General features: G+C 67.5%; 27 protein-coding genes. 23 read left to right on the forward strand and 4 right to left on the reverse strand.

Annotated features, from left to right (window positions below; genetic code table 11):
* The first annotated feature begins 1417 nt into the window (after positions 1–1417).
* From mycP to gdhA, 7 genes are all read left to right on the forward strand, one after another.
* The gene (gene mycP, locus DEP02_RS00975; RefSeq protein ID WP_332871912.1) at positions 1418–2521 is read left to right on the forward strand and encodes a type VII secretion-associated serine protease mycosin; all 1104 of its coding nucleotides are present in this window, start codon (positions 1418–1420) and stop codon (positions 2519–2521) included.
* Positions 2522–2681: 160 nt separating this feature from the next.
* The gene (locus DEP02_RS00980; RefSeq protein WP_232838901.1) at positions 2682–3098 is read left to right on the forward strand and encodes a hypothetical protein; all 417 of its coding nucleotides are present in this window, start codon (positions 2682–2684) and stop codon (positions 3096–3098) included.
* 64 nt (positions 3099–3162) lie between these two features.
* Positions 3163–4347 carry a hypothetical protein gene (locus DEP02_RS33805; RefSeq protein ID WP_198668234.1) on the forward strand — a complete coding sequence of 395 codons (1185 nt, stop codon included), beginning with the start codon at positions 3163–3165 and terminating at the stop codon, positions 4345–4347.
* 304 nt (positions 4348–4651) lie between these two features.
* Positions 4652–5056, forward strand: a complete 405-nt coding sequence (locus DEP02_RS00990) for an SAM-dependent methyltransferase (protein ID WP_332871913.1) — start codon at positions 4652–4654, stop codon at positions 5054–5056.
* 619 nt (positions 5057–5675) lie between these two features.
* Positions 5676–6311, forward strand: coding sequence for a PH domain-containing protein (locus DEP02_RS01000; protein WP_112465405.1), 636 nt, complete (start codon positions 5676–5678; stop codon positions 6309–6311).
* A gap of 19 nt (positions 6312–6330) precedes the next feature.
* Positions 6331–6603 (forward strand): hypothetical protein, encoded by a 273-nt coding sequence (locus tag DEP02_RS01005; RefSeq protein WP_112465406.1) that lies wholly within the window; start codon positions 6331–6333, stop codon positions 6601–6603.
* Positions 6604–6922: 319 nt separating this feature from the next.
* Entirely contained in the window at positions 6923–8278 is a 1356-nt protein-coding gene (gene gdhA / locus DEP02_RS01010; protein WP_112465407.1) for an NADP-specific glutamate dehydrogenase, read from the forward strand.
* Between the two features lie 95 nt (positions 8279–8373).
* Here gdhA and DEP02_RS01015 read toward each other — a convergent pair whose 3' ends face one another.
* The 4 genes from DEP02_RS01015 to DEP02_RS01035 form a co-directional block, all read right to left on the reverse strand.
* Positions 8374–8820 carry a hypothetical protein gene (locus DEP02_RS01015; RefSeq protein ID WP_112465408.1) on the reverse strand — a complete coding sequence of 149 codons (447 nt, stop codon included), beginning with the start codon at positions 8818–8820 and terminating at the stop codon, positions 8374–8376.
* Positions 8821–8911: 91 nt separating this feature from the next.
* Positions 8912–9223, reverse strand: a complete 312-nt coding sequence (locus DEP02_RS01020) for a PIN domain-containing protein (protein WP_232838902.1) — start codon at positions 9221–9223, stop codon at positions 8912–8914.
* Between the two features lie 112 nt (positions 9224–9335).
* On the reverse strand, positions 9336–9644 hold the full coding sequence (locus DEP02_RS01025) for a ribbon-helix-helix domain-containing protein (protein ID WP_112465409.1): 309 nt from the start codon (positions 9642–9644) through the stop codon (positions 9336–9338).
* Positions 9645–9985: 341 nt separating this feature from the next.
* Positions 9986–11980, reverse strand: a complete 1995-nt coding sequence (locus tag DEP02_RS01035; protein WP_112465410.1) for an ATP-binding protein — start codon at positions 11978–11980, stop codon at positions 9986–9988.
* A gap of 663 nt (positions 11981–12643) precedes the next feature.
* Between DEP02_RS01035 and rpsJ the strand changes: the two genes are divergently transcribed.
* The 16 genes from rpsJ (at position 12644) to rpsH (ending at position 20374) form a co-directional block, all read left to right on the forward strand.
* Entirely contained in the window at positions 12644–12952 is a 309-nt protein-coding gene (gene rpsJ, locus DEP02_RS01040; protein ID WP_003948644.1) for a 30S ribosomal protein S10, read from the forward strand.
* An 18-nt stretch (positions 12953–12970) separates the two neighbouring features.
* Complete coding sequence (gene rplC, locus DEP02_RS01045; RefSeq protein ID WP_112465411.1) at positions 12971–13615, forward strand: 50S ribosomal protein L3; 645 nt, start codon at positions 12971–12973, stop codon at positions 13613–13615.
* A gap of 8 nt (positions 13616–13623) precedes the next feature.
* Positions 13624–14283 carry a 50S ribosomal protein L4 gene (rplD, locus tag DEP02_RS01050; RefSeq protein WP_112465412.1) on the forward strand — a complete coding sequence of 220 codons (660 nt, stop codon included), beginning with the start codon at positions 13624–13626 and terminating at the stop codon, positions 14281–14283.
* Positions 14283–14702, forward strand: a complete 420-nt coding sequence (gene rplW, locus DEP02_RS01055) for a 50S ribosomal protein L23 (RefSeq protein WP_112465413.1) — start codon at positions 14283–14285, stop codon at positions 14700–14702. The genes rplD and rplW overlap by 1 nt, the downstream gene beginning before the upstream one ends.
* Positions 14703–14755: 53 nt before the next feature.
* Positions 14756–15592, forward strand: coding sequence for a 50S ribosomal protein L2 (rplB, locus tag DEP02_RS01060; protein WP_112465414.1), 837 nt, complete (start codon positions 14756–14758; stop codon positions 15590–15592).
* 12 nt (positions 15593–15604) lie between these two features.
* Entirely contained in the window at positions 15605–15886 is a 282-nt protein-coding gene (gene rpsS / locus DEP02_RS01065; RefSeq protein ID WP_112465415.1) for a 30S ribosomal protein S19, read from the forward strand.
* A gap of 41 nt (positions 15887–15927) precedes the next feature.
* Positions 15928–16275, forward strand: coding sequence for a 50S ribosomal protein L22 (gene rplV / locus DEP02_RS01070; protein ID WP_003974262.1), 348 nt, complete (start codon positions 15928–15930; stop codon positions 16273–16275).
* The gene (rpsC, locus tag DEP02_RS01075) at positions 16275–17105 is read left to right on the forward strand and encodes a 30S ribosomal protein S3 (RefSeq protein WP_112465416.1); all 831 of its coding nucleotides are present in this window, start codon (positions 16275–16277) and stop codon (positions 17103–17105) included. The genes rplV and rpsC overlap by 1 nt, the downstream gene beginning before the upstream one ends.
* 5 nt (positions 17106–17110) lie before the next feature.
* On the forward strand, positions 17111–17530 hold the full coding sequence (gene rplP / locus DEP02_RS01080) for a 50S ribosomal protein L16 (protein WP_112465417.1): 420 nt from the start codon (positions 17111–17113) through the stop codon (positions 17528–17530).
* Positions 17530–17754 (forward strand): 50S ribosomal protein L29, encoded by a 225-nt coding sequence (gene rpmC, locus DEP02_RS01085; RefSeq protein WP_018564811.1) that lies wholly within the window; start codon positions 17530–17532, stop codon positions 17752–17754. Before rplP ends, rpmC begins: the two co-directional genes overlap by 1 nt.
* On the forward strand, positions 17754–18035 hold the full coding sequence (rpsQ, locus tag DEP02_RS01090) for a 30S ribosomal protein S17 (protein WP_112465418.1): 282 nt from the start codon (positions 17754–17756) through the stop codon (positions 18033–18035). The genes rpmC and rpsQ overlap by 1 nt, the downstream gene beginning before the upstream one ends.
* Before the next feature lie 286 nt (positions 18036–18321).
* On the forward strand, positions 18322–18690 hold the full coding sequence (rplN, locus tag DEP02_RS01095) for a 50S ribosomal protein L14 (protein WP_003998823.1): 369 nt from the start codon (positions 18322–18324) through the stop codon (positions 18688–18690).
* A gap of 2 nt (positions 18691–18692) precedes the next feature.
* Positions 18693–19016, forward strand: a complete 324-nt coding sequence (gene rplX, locus DEP02_RS01100) for a 50S ribosomal protein L24 (RefSeq protein WP_111003147.1) — start codon at positions 18693–18695, stop codon at positions 19014–19016.
* On the forward strand, positions 19016–19573 hold the full coding sequence (rplE, locus tag DEP02_RS01105) for a 50S ribosomal protein L5 (protein WP_112465419.1): 558 nt from the start codon (positions 19016–19018) through the stop codon (positions 19571–19573). Before rplX ends, rplE begins: the two co-directional genes overlap by 1 nt.
* Positions 19574–19578: 5 nt before the next feature.
* Positions 19579–19764 carry a type Z 30S ribosomal protein S14 gene (locus tag DEP02_RS01110; protein WP_112465420.1) on the forward strand — a complete coding sequence of 62 codons (186 nt, stop codon included), beginning with the start codon at positions 19579–19581 and terminating at the stop codon, positions 19762–19764.
* Between the two features lie 211 nt (positions 19765–19975).
* On the forward strand, positions 19976–20374 hold the full coding sequence (rpsH, locus tag DEP02_RS01120) for a 30S ribosomal protein S8 (RefSeq protein ID WP_112465421.1): 399 nt from the start codon (positions 19976–19978) through the stop codon (positions 20372–20374).
* Positions 20375–20384: the final 10 nt, after the last annotated feature.

The raw sequence follows: 20384 nt of genomic DNA on the forward strand, positions 1-20384 counted from the left end.
GCAGGCGAACCTGGCCGCGGCGATGGCGGCCCACAACGACCCGGACGCGGCGGCGATCCGCACCAAGTCCGCGAGCGAACTCGCCGCCCTGAAGGCCGACCAGGAGAAGGTCCGCCTGGAGGCGGCGGCCCAGATGCGCAAACTGGGACAGTCGTACAAGCTGTCCGCGACACAGATGGACAACTTGGAACGGCCCAAGTTCCCACCGCCGCCGAACGCGATCAGGCCGCCGATTGACTACCGACCATCTGAGGACCTGGCGCGTCCTGAAACCAGCAATACCCGTGGCATGGACAGCGGAGGCGTAAGTTCTGGCACCGCCGCTGGTATTGGCGGCATCGCAAGAGCTGAGCACCGGGATTCTACGATCTCCGGGCTCCCTTCGAATCTGCCGACAAGCGGGTCTCCGTCCAGTCACTCACCTCCGACGGCGGTTGAGCCTGTGACGCACGTCGGCATCGACTCAGTGTCTGCACTACCGGATGCCCATCAGCCTTCTTCGGGCTCCGGGCCCACGAGTGGGCCTCCCGCGACTGTGCGTCCGGACACAGGAACCCTGCCGCCGACGAGCGGACTGGTTCCTCCGGTATCGCGTGGCCCTGTACGCATGCCGTCAGCTTCAGGTGGACTCGGGAAGTCAGCCGGTGGGGGACGCTTGCCTGGGCAGGCCGGGCAAGCACCCATCGGGCCTGCTCCCGGTCGTGGAGTCGCAGGAATCAGTCCTACCCCGGGTCGAAATCTGCCCATTTCCGGGGGGCCGACCGACCGCGCCATCCCAATTGGTCAGGGACCGACATCGACATCGGGCAGAGGCGGCGCTCCGTCCGGTTCGGGAATCACCGGTGGCCGTCCGGCTACACCCTCCACCACCGGTCGGCCGATGGGGCGAGCATCTGGCGTCTCACTTGGTGGCCAGTCCGAAGCCAGTCCAGGCTCTGCCAGCCGCCTGCCGAACACGGGAGCACCAGCACTGCCTATCACCCAAACTGCAGGACCCACCGCCGGGCGCGCCGCGGCAACGCCGCGCGACGGCATCGTCGGCGGTACTCCGCAGCGAACAGGCCGTGCTCCGTCGCGATCCGGTGCCCAGCTACCCTCCGCACCGACGAGGGGGGGTATCTCGGGTGGCATGCCCAGCGGGACTGGTTCGCGGGGTGGTGTTCGCGATACTCAGACCGGATCGACCAGTCGTACGCGGCAGCGGAATGAGAAGCAGAAGAACGGCCGTCGAGGCGAATCACCGACCACCGACTGACGATCAGGGAACAGGAAAACCATGCGCATGCCCACAGGCAAGACGTGGCACAGGGGGCTTCGTCCCGTGGCCTCAATGGCCGTGGGCGTACTGCTAGCTATCAGTCCAGCTACGCTGGCTCATGCTGACTCCACCCGCTCTCAACAGTGGCACCTGGATGCTATGCGCGCCGAGGAGATGTGGCGGACGAGTACGGGCGAGGGCGTAACTGTCGCTGTCATCGACACCGGGGTCGATCCCGCCAATCCCGACCTAAAAGGACGGGTGCTCGATGGGCTGGACCTGGCACCTTCAAGTCGTTCAGGTGACGAGCGCACGGATTATGACGGCCACGGCACGGGTATGGCCGGACTCATCGCTGGTACGGGGGCGTACGGGGGCGGAAAAGGTGCGTTCGGCCTCGCACCTGGCGCCAAGATTCTTCCCATTCGTGTGCCTGCAGAGAACGAAGATGTACTGGGTTTCGCGAGACCCGCGTATTTCAGCAAGGCCATCCGTTATGCCGCGGACCAGCGTGCCCAGGTCATCAACATTTCCATGGCTTCGTCGATCAACACCCCACAACTTACTGATGCAGTAAAATACGCTTTGGCGCGCGGCTCGCTGGTCTTTGCAGGCGTGGGCAACGACGCTGACAAAGGCAACCCGGTTCTCTACCCAGCCGGAACCCCCGGTGTCGTTGGTGTGGCAGCGGTGGGCAAGAACCTCCGGCGTGCATCCTTCTCCGAGCATGGCCCCCAGGTGGACATCGCCGCCCCCGGCGAAGACATGGTCCACGCCTGCGGTGGCAAGACAGGCCTCTGCAAGACCAGCGGCACCAGCGACGCCACCGCCCTGGCCTCCGCCAGCGCCGCCCTGATCTGGTCCAAGCACCCGGACTGGACCAACAACCAGGTCCTCCGCGTGATGCTCAACACCATCGGCGCCCCCACGGACGGCACCAAGCGCAACGACTCCATCGGATACGGCATCGTCCGTCCGCGCATCGCCCTGCAGAACCCGGGCGACCCCGGGCCGCCGGACGTCTACCCGCTCCCGGACCTGGCAGCCGCGGCATCGCCCTCCGCGCCGCCGAGGCCCACCGAGGTACCGAGCAGGGATGCCGACGCATCAAATGGTGAGGCCGCCGCTGCCACTGCGTCCCCCAAGGGGAACGACGGCAACGGCATGCTGTGGGTCGGTCTCGGCGCCGGCGCCGTTCTGCTGATCGGCGGCACCGTGGCGGCCTTCGCTGTCGCGAGGCGCAGGCGGGCCAACGTTCACTGATCTTTTTCTCTGTCCAGTGAAGGACCCGACCGTCCCCCAGAAGCGCCGAGGACCAAAGGTAACCACCGTGTTACTCAGGCTAGTTGCTAGCGTGGCGGGCGCAGGCCAACCGAACCGACGTGGGTAGAGCGTCGTGACAGCGGATGCAGAGGAGTGCCACATGAACTGGGCCGGTGCCGACCATCCGGTGGGTACGCGCCTGAATCAGCTACCCGCTGACTCCAGCAGCGGATCCTTCGGAAGCCGGCCGGATCTCGCGTCGTCTCCTGCGCAGAAGCAGGCCGCCGCAAAGGCGCTCGAGGAACACATTGAGCCCGATACCAAGAAGGCGGGGGACTGGGCCGACGAGCAGACAGGCGCTGTCGTCAAGGAGTTCGGGGCGAAGGACGGGCATGGGTGGCTCACGTCCGGCGCAGTGAGCAAGGCTCACAAGACCTGGGGCGAGCAGGCGCAGAACCTCATGAACAGGCTTTCCTCGGAGAAGACGGCGCTACGGAGCACCAAGACCGTACTGACGGGAACGGACGTCCGAGTCGGAACCGGGGTCCGCCAGCCGTCGGCTCTCGACCGGTTCTGACGGCCGTCCGCCACCGGGCAAACACATCACTCATCGGGGACCCATGCCGACGTACCACGAGATCTTGACGACCGACCTGTCCAAGCTCACCACGGCTGCCGAACGCTGGGACGGCATGGCCAAGGAGTTCTACAAGCAGGAAACCGCGTACCGGCGGGACGTGCACGGCATCTCCATGGGACAAACCTGGACCGGGCTGAGTGCGGACGCCGCCAACAGACGCTTCGACATCACGCTGAAGGAGTTCCAGAACGCACAGGTCGAAGCCAAGGCGATCGCCTCGCTCCTCCGTGATGCCCACACCCAGTTCGTCGACCTGCGGAAGAAGCTGGAGTCGGCCCGGGACGAGGCCGTCTCCAAGGACATGAAGGTCTCGGACCAGGGCGTGGTCTCCTACGACACCGGAAGGCTGAGCACGAGCGAACTCAGCGCACTGCACCACGATCCCGACTACCAGGAAAGCGTCCGCAAGGCCGTCGCCTCCTGGCAGCAGCGCATCGATCAACTGGTGAAGGACGTGGGCGACGCCGACAAGGGCGTGGAGGTCGCCTTCAACGCCGTGGTGATCGACTCCGACACGACGGACGGCACCACCAACGGTTTCAACGGAAAGGCTCAGGGTGATATTGAGACATACAAGCAGGAAGCCAAGAGGCAAGAAACAGAGAGAAAATCCGAAGCGAAACAGAAGGAAAGCAAGGAGGGGGCTGGAGATGAAACCCTGAAGACCATTATTAGGGGTATTGGGAGGGGTGCCGCAGCCTTCTCGCATCAGCCTGGCGATCTGGGTGCAAAATTTATCGGAGCGGTCGCGGAGGTTACTGGATACAATCAGACTCAAGGGATTACTATTGGTGGCTCCGTAGGGTTTGTTGTTGGTGTTTCTGGATCGGTTTCCCTCGTTCAGACCACGACTCCAGATGGACGCCCTCAAATCAACTTCATGTATTCATATGGAGAAACCACTGCGGGCTGGGACGTTGGCGCATCTGCGGATATTGGATTCATTAAAAGTAACGCTGACGATATTAGTCAACTCAAGGGAGCAGGGTGGGACACCGAAGCATCGCTCCACGCGGGCGTCGGCGTCTATGGGGGCTATCAGCACGCAATTGGTACAGTAAACTCAAAGGGTGAGCCAGTAGGTACGGCCTCGGGGGGTATAGGCTTGGGCCTGGGTAATGAAGTTGCTACAGGGTTCAGCAACGGAGATGGGTGGACCCTATGGGAAAGAAAAAAGAGGAGATAAGGAAATGCCTCTACTGATCGGGGTAATTTTTTTCGTGCTTGGAGTCCTATTCGCAACGAATTTTGGTGGCGCCGCTGAGCGTGCCTTCCACCTCTTTAGTCGGACAAACCCAACGATTGGGTCCGCCACGCCGAAGACATTGCGAATCGTGGGTGGGTTTTGGGTTCCTTTGGGGGCATTCTTCATCGCTGTCGGCCTCTTCAGGTGACGCGCTTGGCCTGCCGGTGCTCTTCTGGCAGTCCAGGCGTGAGGAGGAGCTGTGCACGCTGGAGCGCCTCCCCTCGCTGCCGGATACGGTGCCGATGTGCGCGACCCGCGGAAGATCCTCGCCGAGGCGGCTCACACGCTGGACTTCGACCGGCCCGTCGGGCTGGTCCTGCTCGGCATCATGGGGCAGCTCTCGGACGACGAGGGGCCCGAGCGGATCGCGGCCGAGCTGATCGGTGCTCTGCCGCGGGGCAGTTACGTGGCCCTGAGCGATGGCACGGACACCAGCGAGAAGCTCAAGGCGGCCGTCGAGGCGTATAACGCGCAGTCCGTCAACACGTACCACCTGCGTTCGCCCGAGCGCATCGGGAGTTTTCTGCAGGGGCTGCGTCTGGTCGAGCCGGGCCTGGTCAGGTCTGCCGACTGGCGTCCGGACCCGGGCTCGGCGGACAACGCTCACGAGCAGGGCCACGCCGTCGGGGCGGTGGGCCTGAAGGAGTAGGAGCTGCCCAGGAGGTCACGCCTGTGACTGGCAGCGGGCTTCGACGGCGTCGGCATGGTCGGCGACCTGGCCGCCGATGACCGTGCCGGCTGGCGGCAGGCCCGCCTTCCGGTGCGCGGGCCCGCCGTGGCTGCGCACCGGTGTCAGGGGGTCAGCCGCAGCGCCTTGAGCACACTGGGGCTCAGGGTGACGTCGTTGTCGCCGGAGGCCACCGTGTGGTCGTCCTCGACCCGATACGCGCCCTGTGCCGTGTTGACCAGGGTGAAGCGTCCGCCGTCCAGTGTGCCGAGCAGCAGGACGTACTCCTTTCCTGCGGTGAGGTCGGCCGCCTCGGGGCTGGAACTGGGCGTCGTGTAGACGACGTCGATGCTCCTTCGCGCCGGTGCACAAAGGCGGACACGCGCGGGTGGTCACGGACGTAGAAGGCCGTGAACCGTGCGGCACGCTCCCGGTCGGGTGCGGTCTGGATGTCGTCCACACCCCGTGCATGTCATGAGCCCGGCACTTCCTTACAGCCGGCCCCGAATTCTGTGCCTCCCGGCGCCGGCCGCCACGCGCCGGCCGTTGTCGCTACGGTGGGGCGGCTATTGAAGCTGGGCTGGGGCGGGAAGTGGCGGGGATGAGAACGGACCGGGCTGAGCGGCGCCGGCAGGCCCGGGGGGAGCGGCGCGCGCGGGTCGAGCAGCTTGCCGGGACGATGGCGGCGCCGGGGGTGCCGCTGGTGTGGGGTGCCGGGTGGGGTGGAAGGGGGACGGCGGCGGTCTGGTGCGTCGTGTTCGTGGTACTGACCGATCTCCCGGCCGGGGCGAGCCTGGCGCATCCGCAGCCGGGTCACTTGATCGCCGTGCTGTGGGCGTTGCTGGTCGTCGGCTGGCCGTGCAGCTGGCTCGCGCTGTGGCGGATCACCGCTGACCGGGACGGTGTGTACATACGCCGCCTGTGGTCCTCACGGTTCCTGCCGTGGTCGGTGATCAGCCGTGTGGAGATGCGGCACGACGGGCAGTTGGAGTTCTTCGGTCCGGAGAAGGAGCCCATGGCCGGACTGTTCGCACCGCCCTGGCTGAGGCGTGTCGTCCGTCGTTCCGGCGGGGGAGGGGGCCAGGCGGCGGCCGACACGTTGACCGCCATGACCCAGCACGATCACCTGCGCCCCACCGCGCAGGCCGAACGTGCGCTGATCGGTTCAGGACTCGTCCGCTGGGCGGTCCCTCTGGCCGTCGGGCTGTATGCCGCGGCCGAATTTCTGCACCGCTGACACCACCTGCCTGTGCTCCGTGTTCTGGCTCCCGCTGGTCGCGGCCCAGAGCGTCGGCTGGACTCCGCCTTGGCTGCGCCGCAGGCAGCGTGGTCCCGTCCGGCTGTTCGGTGTGGCGGGCCTCGTGCTCTATGCAAGCGTGCTGGTCAATACGGTCCCGCGGCTGGCCCGTGCCGACGCCGACACGCTGGCCTACGCCTCCTACACCGGCGGCGCTCTGATGTTCGTATGCATAGCCCTGCTCGTCGTCTGCGCCGTCCTTGCCGGCAGGGCTCGGGACGAAGCTCGCTGAGGACAGGACATCGGTGACGCGGGGGGCGGGACGGTGACGTAGTTGTCCTCGTCACACGTTTGCCTCCGAGTGCCATCGGAGCCGTCCTGCGCCGTACTGTTGGTGGTGGTTTGTCCTTCCTCTGCGGATGGGCCGTCTCACATGGTGGGCTTCTGGTGATCGATCACTGGTCAGTACATTGACACAGGAGTAACACTGAAGGGTCGGTCGTTTCCCGGATGGACCATTCCCGGGACGGCCCTGTCCCTGCGCGGAGGCAACGGCGCCTAGCGCTTCATCGCCGGTTGGTGCCGGCAGTTGTGCCAGAAAGGGGTCCGCCGTGACGCGACTCGACACCAAGGACTCGCTCGCCTCCCTGCTCGCCGAGATCGAGTACCGCAACCCCGCACAGCCCGAGTTCCACCAGGCCGCTCACGAGGTGCTGGAGACGCTGGGGCCGGTGCTCGCGGTCCGGCCGGAGTACGCGGAGGCGGGGCTTATCGAGCGTCTGTGCGAGCCGGAGCGGCAGATCATCTTCCGGGTGCCGTGGCAGGACGACCGCGGACGGGTGCACGTCAACCGCGGGTTCCGGGTGGAGTTCAACAGTGCGCTCGGCCCGTACAAGGGCGGCCTGCGCTTCCACCCGTCCGTGAACCTCGGCATCATCAAGTTCCTCGGCTTCGAGCAGGTCTTCAAGAACGCGCTGACCGGGCTCGGCATCGGCGGTGGCAAGGGCGGCAGCGACTTCGACCCGCACGGGCGCAGCGACGCCGAGGTCATGCGGTTCTGCCAGTCGTTCATGACGGAGCTGTACCGGCACATCGGCGAGCACACGGACGTGCCCGCCGGTGACATCGGCGTCGGCACCCGCGAGGTCGGCTACCTGTTCGGCCAGTACCGGCGGATCACCAACCGCTGGGAGGCCGGCGTGCTCACCGGCAAGGGCCCTCACTGGGGCGGCTCCCTGATCCGGCCCGAGGCGACCGGCTACGGGAACGTGCTGTTCACGGAGGCGATGCTGCGCGAGCGCGGCGAGGACCTGGAGGGCCAGACGGCGATCGTCTCCGGCTCCGGGAACGTCGCGATCTACACCATCGAGAAGCTGCTCGCCCTCGGCGCCAACCCGCTGACCTGCTCCGACTCGGGCGGGTACGTGATCGACGAGAAGGGCATCGACGTCGGGCTGCTGAAGCAGGTCAAGGAGGTCGAGCGCGGCCGGATCAGCCAGTACGCCGAGCGCCGCGGCTCCTCCGCGCGCTTCGTACCCGACGGGCGGGTCTGGGAGGTCCCGGCCGACATCGCGCTGCCGTCCGCGACACAGAACGAACTCGACGAGAAGGACGCCGTGACGCTCATCCGCAACGGCGTGAAGGCCGTGTCCGAGGGCGCGAACATGCCGACCACGCCCGAGGCCGTGCACCTGCTCCAGCAGGCGGGGGTCGCCTTCGGCCCCGGCAAGGCCGCGAACGCGGGCGGGGTGGCGGTCAGCGCCCTGGAGATGGCCCAGAACCACTCCCGTACGTCGTGGACGGCCACCCAGGTGGAGCGGGAGCTGGCCCTCATCATGTGCGACATCCACACCACCTGCCACGAGACCGCCGAGCGCTACGGCGCCTCCGGCGACTACGTCACCGGCGCGAACATCGCCGCCTTCGAGCGGGTCGCCGACGCGATGCTGGCGCAGGGCGTCATCTGACCCCTGCCGCTGATCACTGTCGCTGATCCCTGCTGCCGGGGCGCCAGGCTCTTGCCGTGGGCGCTCCGGCGCCGGGAATCAGGGGATCAGGGGGATCAAGCCGTACCGTGGTCCTTTTCGCCGTCCGACCTGGTTCCGCCGCCCGTCTCGCCGAGCGCTGTCGCCAGGCGGGAGAGCAGCCTGGCGTAGACCGTGGTCGCCGCGGCGACGATCGTGGGGATGAGTGCCAGGACCAGGACGCCGAGCAGTACCGGCCACTGGCGCATCCCGCCCTCGCAGGCCGCTCCCCTTTCCTGGAACGCTGCGATCAGCGGGCCCTGGCAGCCCCGGCCGCCGGCGGAGCCCGAGGCGTCGGGGCTGTCCGAGGCGAGCATCAGCATCGCGAAGACGCCCCACATCAGCAGCGCGGTCAGTGTCCAGGCGATCGACCACTTGTCCATGCGGTCCGCGTCCCGGAGCGTTTTGTCGTGCCCACGGTTCCCGTTCTCGGGCGCCGCCTCCCCGGGCATCTCCCCGGTGCCGTGCGCGTCGGCTGCCGTCATCCCGTCCCCCGAGTCCGTTCGCGTGTGCCTTCGCCGCTCCGACCCTAGCGTGATGATGATGGACCCACCGGTGCGACCGTCCCGTGGAGGCTCACGGCAGCAACGTGAACGAGGAAACGTGCCTCGGACGTACGGTGCCGAAGTGCGTGCGGTCGACCGTGGCCACCTCGGCGACCCCGAGGCGCTCCGCGCAGGCGATCACCGAGGCGTCCACCATGCCCAGGGGCAGGTCGACGTAGCGGGCGGTCGGCTCGGCGATGCCGAGCCAGTCGCCGGGGTGGACGGGCTCGACGGTGAACAGGCCCTCGGCGAAGTCCTGGGTGAGCAGCAGTTCGGCACGCGGACCGAGCCGGCGTTCGGCCAGGTGGGCCACTTCGGCGATGACCAGGGCGGGGACCCGCAAGGGGCCGGGGTGGGACTCCAGCGGGACTCCAGCAGGCGGCGGCACGCCGTGTGCCAGGCGTCACGGCGGTCGAGCAGGGCGTAGAGGGGGCCTGCATCGACGATCAGGACACTCACGGGCTGAGCCGTCGTCGGGCGGTGCCCTCCTCCTCGGCGAGTATGTCCCGTCCCTCGGCGAGCCCGGCCAGCAGTTCCTCCATGCGCTCGGAGATGTCGCTGCGGCCGCTGTCACCCGCGCCCGCGGAACTGAAGACGCGGCGTGGTGCCGCGTCACCGTGGCTTTCCCCGCCCGGCAGATGGGCCGCGATGGCCTCCCGTGTCCACTCGGAGACCGTCATGCCGCGCCGGGCCGCCTCGTGGCGCATCCTGGCGTCCAGCGCCTCGTCGATCTTGACGGTGGTCCGCTTCATGTATGCCGGCATACCGGCTCCTGTGTTCGCCTGCCCGGCTTCGATCCGACTGAAGGCTGATCACGCTGCCGCGCCGGCATCAAGGCCCGCGTTGCGGCAGTCGCGGCAGTAGGCCCCCGGGTGCGGAGTCCGGATCGCGCGTTCGCAGCCCTCGCAGTTGTGGAGCGGCAGAGGGGCGGCGGGTCCGCCACCGGACGGCGGCCCGCAGCTCGCGCTCACGCCGGAGGCGTGGGCCGCGTTCGTCATGCCGTTCGGCTCGGTGCGCGCGCACGACTGATCGCGGCGGCGCGAGCTGCGCGCACTTCGTGCCAGGGGCGGCCGTAGTGGCCTGATCCCGTCGCCGGGTTCGTACCTCACGGTGTGACGTCGGCAGTGTCGGCGCTTCGCGAGGCGGGAATCGTCCCGTCGGCGACGAGGTCCGTCACGGCGTCGCCGTGGTTGCGGACCAGGTAGTCCATGGCGTGCTCGGTGGAGGACTGGTACTCCAGCTGCGCACTGTGGAAACGCAGGCGTTCCTGGCAGTCCTCGATGATCTCGCCCCAGGTCTTCACCATGATCCGGAAGCGTGGGCTGGACACCGCGCAGCCCGGGACGCGGTCCACTTGGTGCGCCAGCTGCCGTAGCGTCTTGTCCATGGCGTTGCCCACCAGCCAGAAGTCCCAGGTCACCGCCGGGTCGCGGAACCGGTCGTCGGACATCACGGCCTCGGCGTAGCCGCTGATCTGGCTGAACTCCGTCATGCCGAGGATGGCACCGGGCCGCTTGAGCTCGACGATCAGATGACTCCGTTCGCCCTTCCGGTGCCGTGCGACCCGCGACAGCATCAGGTCGACCCGGCCGGGGCGTCCGTCCTCGCGCAGGACGGGTCCGGGAGCGGGCGTGTCGCGTCCGAGCAGCCGGCAGTGGTGCGCGAGCACCACGTCGAGGCTGCGGTCGCTGACGTGCAGCGCGTACTCCTCGCCGAACACCCAGCACTGATCCTCCAGAATGCGGTGGAGTTCGTCCCGCTCCCTGACGCGCTGCTTCACCTCGGGGGTGAAGACGAGGTGTTCCAGAGCGGTGAGGAAGTCGATGCGGTTGGCCACCGCCGTCGACGCCTTGATCAGCGCCGAGAGCGTGGTGCGCTTCAGGAGCCGGTTCAGCTCCTCCCGTTCCTGCCTGGAGAGGGTGAACAGCTCGTCGGCGATCCGCAGGACGTCCGACGGCTCGTGGGCGAGGACGGAGCGGAGCAGCGCGAAGGTGGTCTTCCGCGTGCCGGTGGATTTGGGAAGGTGCCGGAAGACGGTGGTGGCCACGGCGTCGAAGGTCTCCCGCTCGGCCCGGTCCTTCTCGTCCGTCGCGTCGCCCGCGTACGGATAGATCCCCTCCCGCCGCCACTGCGCGACCTGCTCGCGCCGCCGTTCGTCCACGCGGGTCCGGAAGTGGCCCCGGAGCCGGTCGCGGGCCGCTGACAGGACGTCGGCCGCGGGGCCGTCGGGGGCCCAGTCGGTGAAGGCGAGGTCCTCGGAGTCCACGTCGTCGAAGCCGGACCAGCTGAGGTGGGCGGTGAACTCGAAGCCGGGGGCCTGGATGCCGGGCTTGAGCTGGGTGCGGGACATGCCCTCGCCGTCGCAGAGGAAGAGCGCGCGGGGGACCGGGCGGCGCCATTCGACGACTTTCAGCCGGGCAGGCTCGCCGCCCTGGTGCGCGGGCACCGACAGGACGTAGTCGCGTGCGTGCTGTTGCTCGGCGGCCGGGTCGAGGATCTGACCGTCGTACTCGATACGGACATCCGGGTACCGCTCCAGATACGTGGCGAAGGCCGTGGTGAGCGAGGAAAGGGCGCGGCAATCCGCGAGCGTGTCCAGCTCCTCCCCGCCGAACGACTCGAAGAGCGTGCCGGTGGCGGTGCCGTCGGCGGGCTCGGGGTCGCCGATGTCGAACTCGTCCATGGAGTGCCGGTCGGCCTCGATGACCAGCTGCTGCCGGCCCGCGCCGGTGTCGTCGCCCTCGCTGACGCTGGTCCAGCGCACCCGGGCGCCGAGGGCGAAGGCGCGTACCCGGCCCCGCCCGTTCTTGCCGTGCAGGGCGCGGCCCTTTTCCGGGGTGCCCTTCGCGCGCTTCTTCCACGAGGCGCCGATGGGCCGGAAGTACTCCTCGCCGTGCTCGGCGGACATCCCGCTGCCGTCGTCCTCGATCCGGACCCGGTCCACGCCACCGAGGTCGTTGCGCTCCAGGGTGACCACGACACGCCCGGCGTCGGCGTCCAGGGCGTTCCAGATCAGCTCCTCGACGGCCCCCACGGGGTCGCGCAGCCGCGCCAGCTCGGCGATGTGCTCCCGGCTGGTCTCCAGTCGGATCTTGACCATGGTCGACGTGGCCCTTCCGTGTGTGCGTCCCCGGAGTCGGGAGAGCCCAGTGTGATGGCCCGGACGGCCGGGACGTACGAAACGGCCGGGAAATCACCCGTGGGAATGATCAGTACCGGGCCGCGGGTGCCGCTGTCGTCGCCTTCGGCTCAGGCACTCCGCGCCCGCCCGGCTCGCCGAGCGCCCTCGCGGTGTCCGCAGGGTCCGCCGCTGCTTTCGCTCCCGGGCCCAGCGCGATGATCAGCGGCCTCGGTTTGGCCTATGCCCCCTCCGGGGTACTCTCTACGGCCCGATTGGCCAGCGCCCTGCCCGCTGTGGCAGACTGTCCGAGTTGCTCGGTCGAGTGTTGATGTCGCGCGCCTCCCGCCGGGAGGACCGGAAGCGAGTCCCACGGTACTCGTCGCCCTAACTGCCTCACGGCAGCGCTGGGGCGGACGTACGGGAATCTTCCGGGAAGCGTGGGCGCGGCGCCGACCAGGCGCCCGGTGGGTCTTCAGCCCCCGGCTCGCGGTTCTGGTGGGCCGTGCACAATCCTGCAGGGATGTTCGAAACAAGGGACATCTGTGTCAGTGGGAGTGCGACACGCCCGACCGCGTGGGTCGGAGAAAAGCAAGAAAACACCGGGCTCCAGAGCGTATGGAGAGACAGGACTGCTGAGTAGCCATGGCGGGACAGAAGATCCGCATCCGGCTCAAGGCCTACGACCACGAGGTCATCGACTCCTCGGCGAAGAAGATCGTCGAGACGGTGACCCGTACTGGTGCGTCGGTCGCGGGCCCGGTGCCGCTGCCCACTGAGAAGAACGTGTACTGCGTCATCAAGTCGCCGCACAAGTACAAGGACTCGCGCGAGCACTTCGAGATGCGCACCCACAAGCGCCTGATCGACATCCTCGACCCGACCCCCAAGACCGTTGACTCTCTGATGCGACTCGACCTCCCGGCCGGTGTCGACATCGAGATCAAGCTCTGAGGCGCGGTGATCTGAGAGATGACCAAGCAGATCAAGGGCATCCTGGGCGAGAAGCTCGGCATGACGCAGGTCTGGGACGAGAACAACCGTGTCGTCCCGGTCACCGTCGTCAAGGCCGGACCGAACGTCGTCACCCAGGTCCGTACGAACGATGTCGACGGCTACGAGTCCGTCCAGCTCGCCTTCGGCGAGATCGACCCGCGCAAGGTGAACAAGCCCCTCAAGGGTCACTTCGCGAAGGCCGACGTCACCCCCCGCCGCCACCTCGTCGAGCTCCGCACCGCGGACGCCGCCGAGTACACCCTCGGCCAGGAGGTCACCGCCGAGGTGTTCGAGGCGGGCGTCAAGGTCGACGTCACCGGCACGAGCAAGGGCAAGGGCTTCGCCGGCGTCATGAAGCGCCACAACTTCAGTGGCAACAACGCCTCGCACGGTGCCAAGCGCGTGCACCGCACGCCCGGCTCCATCGGTGGCTGCGCCACCCCGGGTCGTGTGTTCAAGGGCCAGCGCATGGCGGGCCGTATGGGCAACGAGCGGGTCACCACCCAGAACCTGACCGTCCACGCCGTTGACGCGGAGAAGGGTCTGCTGCTCATCAAGGGCGCGGTTCCCGGTCCGAACGGCGGCCTCGTCCTGGTCCGCACCGCGGCCAAGGGGGCCTGAGGTAACCGATGAGCACTGTTGACATCCTTTCGCCGGCCGGCGAGAAGGCCGGTAGCGTCGAGCTCCCCGCGGAGATCTTCGGCGTCGAGAAGGTCAGCATCCCGCTGATCCACCAGGTCGTCGTCGCGCAGCTGGCCGCCGCCCGTCAGGGCACCCACAAGACCAAGACCCGTGGCGAGGTCCGCGGCGGTGGCCGCAAGCCGTACCGCCAGAAGGGCACCGGCCGCGCCCGTCAGGGCTCGATCCGCGCGCCGCAGTTCGCCGGCGGTGGCATCGTCCACGGCCCGCAGCCGCGCGACTACTCGCAGCGGACCCCGAAGAAGATGAAGGCCGCGGCCCTGCGCCACGCCCTCACCGACCGGGCCCGCCACGACCGCATTCACGTCGTCACCGGCGTGATCGAGGGCGAGACCCCCTCCACGAAGGCCGCCAAGTCGCTGTTCGGCAAGATCTCGGAGCGCAAGAACCTGCTCCTGGTCGTCGACCGCTCCGACGAGGCCGCGTGGCTGTCCGCCCGCAACCTGCCCCAGGTCCACATCCTGGAGCCGGGCCAGCTGAACACGTACGACGTTCTCGTCTCGGACGACGTGGTCTTCACCAAGGCCGCTTTCGAGTCCTTCGTCGCCGGCCCGAACAAGGCCAACGACAACGAAGGGAGCGAGGCCTGATGGCTACGCGTCACCCGAGCATCGCCTCCAAGGCGGCCAAGGCCGCCAAGGCCGCGCGTGTCGCCAAGGCACGCCGCCACGCCGCCGAGGGCAAGAACACGGTCGAGACCCCGCTGAGCAAGTCGTACACGGACCCCCGTGACGTCCTGGTCAAGCCGGTCGTCTCGGAGAAGAGCTACGCGCTCCTCGACGAGAACAAGTACACGTTCGTCGTCGACACGCGTGCCAACAAGACCCAGATCAAGCAGGCCGTCCAGGCGGTCTTCGAGGTCAAGGTCACCGGGGTCAACACGATCAACCGCCAGGGCAAGCGCAAGCGGACCAAGACCGGTTTCGGCCAGCGTTCCGCGACCAAGCGCGCGATCGTGACCCTCGCCGAGGGCGACCGCATCGACATCTTCGGCGGTCCGACCGCCTGACGGCGGTTCGGAGCGTCCAGATAGTCCGGATCATTTCCGAGGACTGAGAGACAATGGGTATCCGCAAGTACAAGCCGACGACTCCTGGCCGTCGTGGCGCCAGCGTCGCCGACTTCGTCGAGATCACGCGGTCCACGCCGGAGAAGTCGCTGGTCCGTCCCCTGCACAGCAAGGGCGGCCGTAACAATTCCGGTCGTGTGACCGTCCGCCACCAGGGCGGTGGCCACAAGCGCGCCTACCGCGTGATCGACTTCCGTCGTCACGACAAGGACGGCGTGCCGGCGAAGGTCGCGCACATCGAGTACGACCCCAACCGCACCGCGCACATCGCGCTGCTGCACTACGCCGACGGCGAGAAGCGCTACATCATCGCGCCGCGCGGCCTGCACCAGGGCGACCGCGTCGAGAACGGTCCCGGGGCCGACATCAAGCCGGGCAACAACATGGCCCTGCGTAACATGCCGGTCGGTACCACGATCCACGCGATCGAGCTCCGCCCCGGCGGCGGCGCCAAGATCGCCCGTTCCGCCGGTGCCTCCGTGCAGCTGCTCGCGAAGGAGGGCTCCTACGCCCACCTGCGCATGCCGTCCGGTGAGATCCGCCTGGTCGACGTCCGCTGCCGCGCCACCATCGGTGAGGTCGGCAACGCCGAGCAGTCCAACATCAGCTGGGGCAAGGCCGGCCGCAAGCGCTGGCTGGGCATCCGCCCGTCCGTTCGTGGTGTGGCGATGAACCCGGTTGACCACCCCCACGGTGGTGGTGAGGGCAAGACCTCGGGTGGCCGTCACCCGGTCAGCCCCTGGGGTCAGAAGGAAGGTCGTACTCGTGCTCCCAAGAAGGCGAGCAACAAGTACATCGTCCGCCGCCGCAAGACGAACAAGAAGCGCTAAGGACGGGTTGAGATGCCTCGTAGCTTGAAGAAGGGGCCCTTCGTCGACGACCACCTGATCAAGAAGGTGGACTCGCAGAACGAAGCCGGCACCAAGAACGTCGTCAAGACCTGGTCCCGTCGCTCGATGATCGTGCCGGCCATGCTCGGCCACACGATCGCGGTGCACAACGGCAAGACCCACATCCCGGTGTTCGTCACCGAGTCGATGGTCGGCCACAAGCTCGGCGAGTTCGCGCCGACCCGCACCTTCCGGGGCCACGTCAAGGACGACCGGAAGTCGAAGCGCCGCTAAGCGGATCGCATTCAGACACGTAAGTAACTGAAGGGACAACCATGGAAGCCAGGGCCCAGGCGCGGTACATCCGCGTCACGCCCATGAAGGCCCGCCGCGTGGTGGACCTCATCCGTGGCATGGACGCCACGGAGGCCCAGGCCGTCCTGCGATTCGCCCCGCAGGCAGCCTCCGTGCCGGTCGGCAAGGTGCTGGACAGCGCCATCGCCAACGCCGCGCACAACTACGACCACACCGACGCCGACAGCCTCTTCATCTCCGAGGCGTACGTCGACGAGGGCCCGACCCTGAAGCGGTTCCGTCCGCGCGCCCAGGGCCGTGCCTACCGGATCCGCAAGCGGACCAGCCACATCACCGTGGTCGTCAGCAGCAAGGAAGGAACCCGGTAATGGGCCAGAAGGTAAACCCGCATGGGTTCCGGCTCGGTGTCACGACCGACTTCAAGTCGCGTTGGTACGCCGACAAGCTGTACAAGGACTACGTCAAGGAAGACGTCGCCATCCGTCGGATGATGACGTCCGGCATGGAGCGCGCCGGTATCTCCAAGGTGGAGATCGAGCGCACCCGTGACCGCGTCCGCGTGGACATCCACACCGCGCGTCCGGGCATCGTCATCGGCCGCCGTGGCGCCGAGGCCGACCGCATCCGCGGCGACCTCGAGAAGCTCACGGGCAAGCAGGTCCAGCTGAACATCCTCGAGGTCAAGAACCCCGAGACCGACGCTCAGCTGGTGGCCCAGGCCGTTGCCGAGCAGCTGTCCTCCCGCGTCTCCTTCCGCCGTGCCATGCGCAAGAGCATGCAGTCGGCGATGAAGGCCGGCGCCAAGGGCATCAAGATCCAGTGCGGTGGCCGCCTCGGCGGCGCCGAGATGTCCCGCTCGGAGTTCTACCGCGAGGGCCGCGTGCCCCTGCACACGCTCCGCGCGAACGTGGATTACGGCTTCTTCGAGGCCAAGACGACCTTCGGCCGCATCGGTGTGAAGGTCTGGATCTACAAGGGCGACGTCAAGAACATCGCCGAGGTCCGCGCCGAGAACGCCGCCGCCCGTGCGGGCAACCGCCCGGCCCGTGGTGGCGCCGACCGCCCGGCCCGTGGTGGCCGCGGTGGCGAGCGGCGCGGTCGCAGGCCGCAGCAGCAGTCGGCTCCGGCCGCCGAGGCCCCCAAGGCCGAGGCTCCGGCCACTGCGGCTCCGGCTGAGAGCACCGGAACGGAGGCCTGACCGACATGCTGATCCCCCGTAGGGTCAAGCACCGCAAGCAGCACCACCCGACGCGCAGTGGTATGTCCAAGGGTGGCACGCAGGTTGCGTTCGGCGAGTACGGCATCCAGGCGGTGACCCCGGCCTATGTGACGAACCGCCAGATCGAGGCGGCTCGTATCGCCATGACCCGTCACATCAAGCGTGGCGGCAAGGTCTGGATCAACATCTACCCGGACCGCCCGCTGACCAAGAAGCCCGCCGAGACCCGCATGGGTTCCGGTAAGGGTTCGCCGGAGTGGTGGGTCGCGAACGTCAAGCCCGGTCGCGTGATGTTCGAGCTGTCCTACCCGAACGAGAAGATCGCCCGTGAGGCGCTGACCCGTGCGGCCCACAAGCTGCCGATGAAGTGCCGGATCGTCAAGCGCGAGGCAGGTGAAGCGTGATGTCGGCCGGTACCAAGGCGTCCGAGCTGCGCGAGCTGGGCAACGAGGAGCTTCTGGGCAAGCTCCGCGAGGCCAAGGAAGAGCTGTTCAATCTCCGCTTCCAGGCGGCGACCGGGCAGCTCGAGAACCACGGCCGTCTGAAGGCGGTCCGCAAGGACATCGCGCGGATCTACACCCTGATGCGCGAGCGTGAGCTGGGCATCGAAACGGTGGAGAACGCCTGATGAGCGAGAGCAATGTGACTGAAAAGACCGAGCGCAACGCCCGCAAGACCCGTGAGGGCCTGGTCGTCAGCGACAAGATGGACAAGACCGTCGTCGTCGCCGTCGAGGACCGTGTGAAGCACGCGCTGTACGGCAAGGTCATCCGCCGTACCGAGAAGCTCAAGGCGCACGACGAGCAGAACGCTGCCGGCATCGGCGACCGCGTCCTCCTGATGGAGACCCGGAGGCTGTCCGCCACCAAGCACTGGCGCATCGTCGAGATCCTCGAGAAGGCGAAGTAAGAAGCGGGGGCCCAGCCCCCGCTGACCCCGCCAGGGGCTTCCCGCCCCTGGCACCCCACCGGGGCTCTGCCCCGGTCGGCTCCGGCCGCATCCGGCGGCGGACCCGCGAGGCAACGAGTGGGATCCCGCCGGACGGCCGGAGCCGGCCCGGGGCGCTCGCCCCGGCGGCGAGGGTCCATGCCTTCAGAGGTACAAGTAATTTCTGCGGGAGTGACCCGCAGGCCAGTTCCGCCAGGCTCTCCGGGCAGGTACCCGGAGGGAACCGGCAGACGATCAGGAGATAGACGTGATCCAGCAGGAGTCGCGACTGCGTGTCGCCGACAACACGGGGGCGAAGGAAATCCTTTGCATCCGTGTGCTCGGCGGCTCCGGTCGCCGCTACGCGGGCATCGGTGACGTCATCGTCGCCACCGTCAAGGACGCGATCCCCGGTGGCAACGTGAAGAAGGGTGACGTCGTCAAGGCGGTCATCGTTCGCACCGTCAAGGAGCGCCGCCGTCCGGACGGCTCGTACATCCGCTTCGACGAGAACGCCGCCGTCATCCTCAAGAACGACGGCGACCCTCGTGGCACCCGTATCTTCGGCCCGGTCGGCCGTGAGCTGCGCGAGAAGAAGTTCATGAAGATCATCTCCCTCGCGCCGGAGGTGCTGTGAGCATGAAGATCAAGAAGGGCGACCTGGTCCAGGTCATCACCGGCAAGGACAAGGGCAAGCAGGGCAAGGTCATCGCCGCTTACCCGCGCGATGAGCGTGTCCTGGTCGAGGGTGTCAACCGGGTCAAGAAGCACACCAAGGCCGGTCCGACCGCCCGCGGTTCCCAGGCCGGCGGCATCGTCACCACCGAGGCGCCGATCCACGTCTCCAACGTCCAGCTGGTCGTGGAGAAGGACGGCAAGAAGGTCGTGACCCGCGTCGGTTACCGCTTCGACGACAACGGCAACAAGATCCGCGTTGCCAAGCGGACGGGTGAGGACATCTGATGGCTACCACCACTGCCCCGCGTCTGAAGCAGAAGTACCGCGAGGAGATCGCGGGCAAGCTGCGTGACGAGTTCAAGTACGAGAACGTCATGCAGGTTCCCGGCCTCGTCAAGATCGTGGTCAACATGGGTGTGGGCGACGCCGCCCGCGACTCCAAGCTGATCGAGGGCGCCATCCGCGACCTCACCACGATCACCGGCCAGAAGCCGGCGGTCACCAAGGCCCGCCGGTCCATCGCGCAGTTCAAGCTGCGTGAGGGCCAGCCGATCGGTGCCCACGTCACGCTCCGTGGCGACCGCATGTGGGAGTTCCTGGACCGCACCCTGTCGCTCGCGCTGCCGCGCATCCGCGACTTCCGCGGCCTGTCCCCCAAGCAGTTCGACGGCCGTGGCAACTACACCTTCGGTCTCACGGAGCAGGTCATGTTCCACGAGATCGACCAGGACAAGATCGACCGCGTCCGGGGTATGGACATCACCGTGGTCACCACGGCGACCAACGACGAAGAGGGCCGCGCCCTTCTCCGTCACCTCGGCTTCCCCTTCAAGGAGGCGTAAGCGAGATGGCGAAGAAGGCTCTCATCGCGAAGGCTGCTCGCAAGCCCAAGTTCCGTGTGCGTGGCTACACCCGCTGCCAGCGCTGCGGCCGTCCGCACTCCGTGTACCGCAAGTTCGGCCTGTGCCGCGTGTGCCTTCGTGAGATGGCTCACCGCGGCGAGCTGCCGGGCGTGACCAAGAGCTCCTGGTAATCCGGTAATTCCGGACTCCCAGGGCTCTCGGTAAGCAATGGGAACGGCAGGAGGCCCGCTCCGCATGGCTTAGGCTTGCGGGGTTGGGCACCTGCCGTGCCTAGACGACTTACTACGCCGTAGGTCCACCGCGCCGCACCCGTCCCGTCTCGGATCGGGGAGAGGGATGGCGCACCAGGAAACCCCGGCGAGAGAGGCCGAAGGCCAATTCATGACCATGACTGATCCGATCGCAGACATGCTTACGCGTCTGCGGAACGCGAACTCGGCGTACCACGACTCCGTGTCGATGCCGGCGTCCAAGATCAAGTCTCACATCGCGGAGATCCTCCAGCAGGAGGGCTTCATCACGGGCTGGAAGACCGAGGACGCCGAGGTCGGCAAGAACCTCGTCCTCGAGCTGAAGTACGGCCCGAACCGTGAGCGCTCCATCGCGGGCATCAAGCGGATCTCCAAGCCCGGTCTCCGGGTGTACGCGAAGTCCACCAACCTGCCGAAGGTGCTCGGCGGCCTCGGCGTGGCGATCATCTCCACGTCCCACGGGCTCCTCACCGACAAGCAGGCCGGCAAGAAGGGCGTGGGTGGGGAAGTCCTCGCCTACGTCTGGTAGCGGAAGGGAA

This window comes from Streptomyces triticisoli (assembly GCF_003270085.1).
In the GTDB taxonomy this organism is placed as follows: Bacteria; Actinomycetota; Actinomycetes; order Streptomycetales; family Streptomycetaceae; genus Streptomyces; species Streptomyces triticisoli.

Coding starts and splice junctions, on each gene's coding strand:
- mycP (WP_332871912.1), top strand. CDS start 1,418: ATGCGCGCCGAGGAGATGTGGCGGACGAGTACGGGCGAGGGCGTAACT.
- rplP (WP_112465417.1), top strand. CDS start 17,111: ATGCTGATCCCCCGTAGGGTCAAGCACCGCAAGCAGCACCACCCGACG.
- rpsQ (WP_112465418.1), top strand. CDS start 17,754: ATGAGCGAGAGCAATGTGACTGAAAAGACCGAGCGCAACGCCCGCAAG.
- DEP02_RS01035 (WP_112465410.1), bottom strand. CDS start 11,980: ATGGTCAAGATCCGACTGGAGACCAGCCGGGAGCACATCGCCGAGCTG.
- DEP02_RS01015 (WP_112465408.1), bottom strand. CDS start 8,820: ATGACGGCAGCCGACGCGCACGGCACCGGGGAGATGCCCGGGGAGGCG.
- DEP02_RS00980 (WP_232838901.1), top strand. CDS start 2,682: ATGAACTGGGCCGGTGCCGACCATCCGGTGGGTACGCGCCTGAATCAG.
- rplC (WP_112465411.1), top strand. CDS start 12,971: ATGACCAAGCAGATCAAGGGCATCCTGGGCGAGAAGCTCGGCATGACG.
- rplV (WP_003974262.1), top strand. CDS start 15,928: ATGGAAGCCAGGGCCCAGGCGCGGTACATCCGCGTCACGCCCATGAAG.
- rplB (WP_112465414.1), top strand. CDS start 14,756: ATGGGTATCCGCAAGTACAAGCCGACGACTCCTGGCCGTCGTGGCGCC.
- rplW (WP_112465413.1), top strand. CDS start 14,283: ATGGCTACGCGTCACCCGAGCATCGCCTCCAAGGCGGCCAAGGCCGCC.
- DEP02_RS01025 (WP_112465409.1), bottom strand. CDS start 9,644: ATGCCGGCATACATGAAGCGGACCACCGTCAAGATCGACGAGGCGCTG.
- rplE (WP_112465419.1), top strand. CDS start 19,016: ATGGCTACCACCACTGCCCCGCGTCTGAAGCAGAAGTACCGCGAGGAG.
- DEP02_RS01110 (WP_112465420.1), top strand. CDS start 19,579: ATGGCGAAGAAGGCTCTCATCGCGAAGGCTGCTCGCAAGCCCAAGTTC.
- rplX (WP_111003147.1), top strand. CDS start 18,693: ATGAAGATCAAGAAGGGCGACCTGGTCCAGGTCATCACCGGCAAGGAC.
- rpsH (WP_112465421.1), top strand. CDS start 19,976: ATGACCATGACTGATCCGATCGCAGACATGCTTACGCGTCTGCGGAAC.
- rpsS (WP_112465415.1), top strand. CDS start 15,605: ATGCCTCGTAGCTTGAAGAAGGGGCCCTTCGTCGACGACCACCTGATC.
- rplD (WP_112465412.1), top strand. CDS start 13,624: ATGAGCACTGTTGACATCCTTTCGCCGGCCGGCGAGAAGGCCGGTAGC.
- rpsJ (WP_003948644.1), top strand. CDS start 12,644: ATGGCGGGACAGAAGATCCGCATCCGGCTCAAGGCCTACGACCACGAG.
- rpmC (WP_018564811.1), top strand. CDS start 17,530: ATGTCGGCCGGTACCAAGGCGTCCGAGCTGCGCGAGCTGGGCAACGAG.
- DEP02_RS01000 (WP_112465405.1), top strand. CDS start 5,676: ATGAGAACGGACCGGGCTGAGCGGCGCCGGCAGGCCCGGGGGGAGCGG.
- rpsC (WP_112465416.1), top strand. CDS start 16,275: ATGGGCCAGAAGGTAAACCCGCATGGGTTCCGGCTCGGTGTCACGACC.